This window comes from Pseudomonas sp. 05N434 (assembly GCF_056396965.1).
The window spans coordinates 1-2815 of record NZ_JBFTMK010000612.1 but is presented as its reverse complement, the minus strand read 5'-3'; the positions used below and the strand labels follow the sequence as shown (position 1 = coordinate 2815).

Below are 2815 nucleotides of genomic sequence, written 5' to 3'. Positions count from 1 at the left end.
GTGATGGCATTGAGAAGGGACAATAGCCACCGAGTCCAGTAGCCCAGCAGTCCACGATGGAGGTTTTGTCATGAGTGCCCTGACGCTCGAAGGCTGGTGCAAGCCCAGTCCCGACCAGAAGTCCATCCCGGTCGGTGAGATCCATTTTTACGTCGACGGCCCCCTCCATCTGCGTCTGGAGGAAGCTGAAGAACGCCTGCAGAAGACCCATGAGCGTGAAGCCATGGTCGACGTCGACATGAGCACAATGGATTTGGTCTTGCCAGAGGGATGCGGCCCCTTGTCCGATTGCCAAATGCGCGTCTATATACATAAAGAACACGATTACGAGCGAGGTCAGTTCCATTTGGTCGGGCATCGAGCGAGCGATGGCAGCGTGATCTATACCAACGCGGTTATGATTGATCAGTTGCTTTAGAAACGCCGCATGATGCGCGGGAACGCAAAAAACCGGTCCGTAGCGGCCGGTTTTTTATGCCTGAAATTTGAGCATTCCTGGCGCTTCAGCGCTGCGGCAAAACCCTGCAATACAGAAAACGGGTTCTACCCAAACCATCGCGACACACCCTCCTAGACTCGTTTCAGGCCGCTCTTCCATCCGTATCCAGGGTGTATTGGTGGTTATAATGTTGATTAGTGATTTTCAGTAGGTATAGTAACCACAAGCACACCACAGGGAGGTGATGTGAATAGCCGGTTTTTGATAAGCCAAATCGTCGCGGACGGCTGGTATCTGGTACGAATCAGGGGGAGTCATCACCACTTCAAGCATCCGACCAAGCCTGGACTGGTGACGGTTCCTCACCCGAAAAAGGACCTGCTCAAGAAAACGGCCATTAGTATTTTGCAACAGGCGCTGCTCTGACGAACCGATGGACTGCGCCCTCGGAGGATAACGAACATGCTTTACCCCATCGCGATTTCCATGGGTGATGACGAACACGCCTGGGGCGTAGAAGTTCCGGATATTCCAGGTTGCTTCTCCGCCGGTGAAGATCTGGATGACGCCATGGCCATGGCTCGCGAAGCCATCGAAGGTCATTTCGAGATTCTGGCCGAAGACGGATCACCGATTCCGCCCGCCAACAAAGTGACCCTGCATGCGGCCAATCCACAGTACGCAGGGTGCACGTGGGCCGTGGTGGATATCGATATCACCAAATACCTGGGCAAGGCGCAGAAACTCAACATCACCCTGCCCGGCTATCTGCTCAACCGCATCGATGAGTACGTATTGCACCATCCCGAAGAGAAAAGTCGCTCCGGGTTTCTGGCCTCGGCGGCGCTCAAGGTCTTGCAGCAAAGTTGATAGCCTGAAAATCGGATCAATCAAGGGGACGAATGTGTCCCCTTTGATTCGTCAGCGCGTTGCCACCATGAACAACCGCGGAAACGGCAGCAGCACCGAACCATCGCTCAGCGCCGGATAGGCCCGCTCGATTGCCGTCTGATACTGCTTGAGATAGTGTGCCCGTTCCACGTCATCCAATGGTTCGAGAAAAGGCCGCAAACCGGAGCCCTTGAACCACTCGACCACGCCCGATGCGCCGTCCGCGAGCGGATGATAGTAAGTGGTGCGCCATACATCGACGCGAGTGCAGTGGCCACGCAGCATTGAGTAGTAGCCGCTTGCACCCTCCATTTCCGTTCGCAGGCCGGCAGCCCTTGCCAGCTTGTCAGCCCAAGGGCCGTTCGCTGCGACCTCGCGCATCAACCGGTGCGACGGTTCGTTGAGGTTATCGGGCATCTGGATCGCCAGGCTGCCGCCGGGTGTGAGCCTGTTTACCAGCGACGGCAGCAGCCTGGCGTGATCCGGCACCCACTGCAGCACCGCATTGGCGAAGATCACGTCAAACGGGCCGGTGTCGCTCCAGGTATCAATGTCAGCGACGTCGAAACGTACCTGAGGCAAACGCTTGCGGGCGGCCTCGATCATATCGGTCGAACTGTCCAACCCACGCACCGCGGCATCGGGAAAACGCTGGACCAGCAACTCGGTCGAATTACCGGGGCCACAACCGATATCGATGGCCGAACGGACGTCCGCAGGGATGGCGGCCAGCAAGTCACGCGCCGGGCGCGTGCGCTCATCTTCGAAAGCTACGTATTGTTTGGCGGACCAACTCATATCGCTCTCCTGTCGGGTGCATTGTTGTCGCCAGGGGCAGACAACCGGTTGGCTACGATACATCGTCCGCGTCAGTTAACCCACGCCCCCACCCGCCAATGCCAGCCATCGTTACGTTGCTCCCAGTGCGGATGCACATAACGATACCCCGGTCGCTCCGGGACCCAATGGCCATGAACCGCGACATAACGCCCGCCTTCCCAACGCCAGTACCCCCTGGACCAGAGGTAACCCGGTCGCCCCGCGGGCTCTACCTCGACAACGCGTTCCGGCGGCGGCTGCGGTGCGATGACCTCAACATATTCACGCTCCACCGGACGCCGGTCATGAACGACCCGTTCCTGCACACAACCCGCTGCGGTAACCACCACTGCCAGCAACACCATGTAACGTAACAACATGCCGCCTCCTCTGGCTTGAAAGCCAAGTTGAGTGAACCAGCAAAAAAACGCCCCCTTTTCCACCATGCTCCTGCCTGGTTCACTGCTTTTTTAACAGGTCTTGTCTGTCTATTGCCTGAACCCGGATCACTTGACGATCGGAAAACACAGAGGATCTGGATGAGCCTTTTTTATCGCCAAATCGTAGGAAGTCATAACCTAAATGACCGTTCGTCGACCGACCAGCAAAGCAGTTTTGACAGTATAAAAATGGCATCTATAGTCCTATCGCGGCCTGTTGGAAGGA

Annotated in this window: 5 protein-coding genes; 3 read left to right on the top strand and 2 right to left on the bottom strand. The window is 56.7% G+C overall.

Annotated elements, in window-relative coordinates; all coding sequences use genetic code 11:
- The first annotated feature begins 70 nt into the window (after positions 1-70).
- From AC1DLB_RS26835 to AC1DLB_RS26825, 3 genes are all read left to right on the top strand, one after another.
- Positions 71-418 carry a hypothetical protein gene (locus tag AC1DLB_RS26835; protein WP_111454828.1) on the top strand — a complete coding sequence of 116 codons (348 nt, stop codon included), beginning with the start codon at positions 71-73 and terminating at the stop codon, positions 416-418.
- Positions 419-685: 267 nt separating this feature from the next.
- Complete coding sequence (locus tag AC1DLB_RS26830) at positions 686-865, top strand: type II toxin-antitoxin system HicA family toxin (protein WP_007984690.1); 180 nt, start codon at positions 686-688, stop codon at positions 863-865.
- 36 nt (positions 866-901) lie between these two features.
- A complete protein-coding gene (locus AC1DLB_RS26825; protein WP_064619786.1) occupies positions 902-1309 on the top strand; it encodes a type II toxin-antitoxin system HicB family antitoxin in 408 nt (135 codons plus the stop codon).
- A 51-nt stretch (positions 1310-1360) separates the two neighbouring features.
- Here AC1DLB_RS26825 and tam read toward each other — a convergent pair whose 3' ends face one another.
- Both tam and AC1DLB_RS26815 read right to left on the bottom strand, forming a co-directional pair.
- Positions 1361-2128, bottom strand: coding sequence for a trans-aconitate 2-methyltransferase (gene tam, locus AC1DLB_RS26820; RefSeq protein WP_111454827.1), 768 nt, complete (start codon positions 2126-2128; stop codon positions 1361-1363).
- Between the two features lie 71 nt (positions 2129-2199).
- Entirely contained in the window at positions 2200-2529 is a 330-nt protein-coding gene (locus tag AC1DLB_RS26815) for a YXWGXW repeat-containing protein (RefSeq protein ID WP_018926816.1), read from the bottom strand.
- Between the last annotated feature and the right edge of the window lie 286 nt (positions 2530-2815).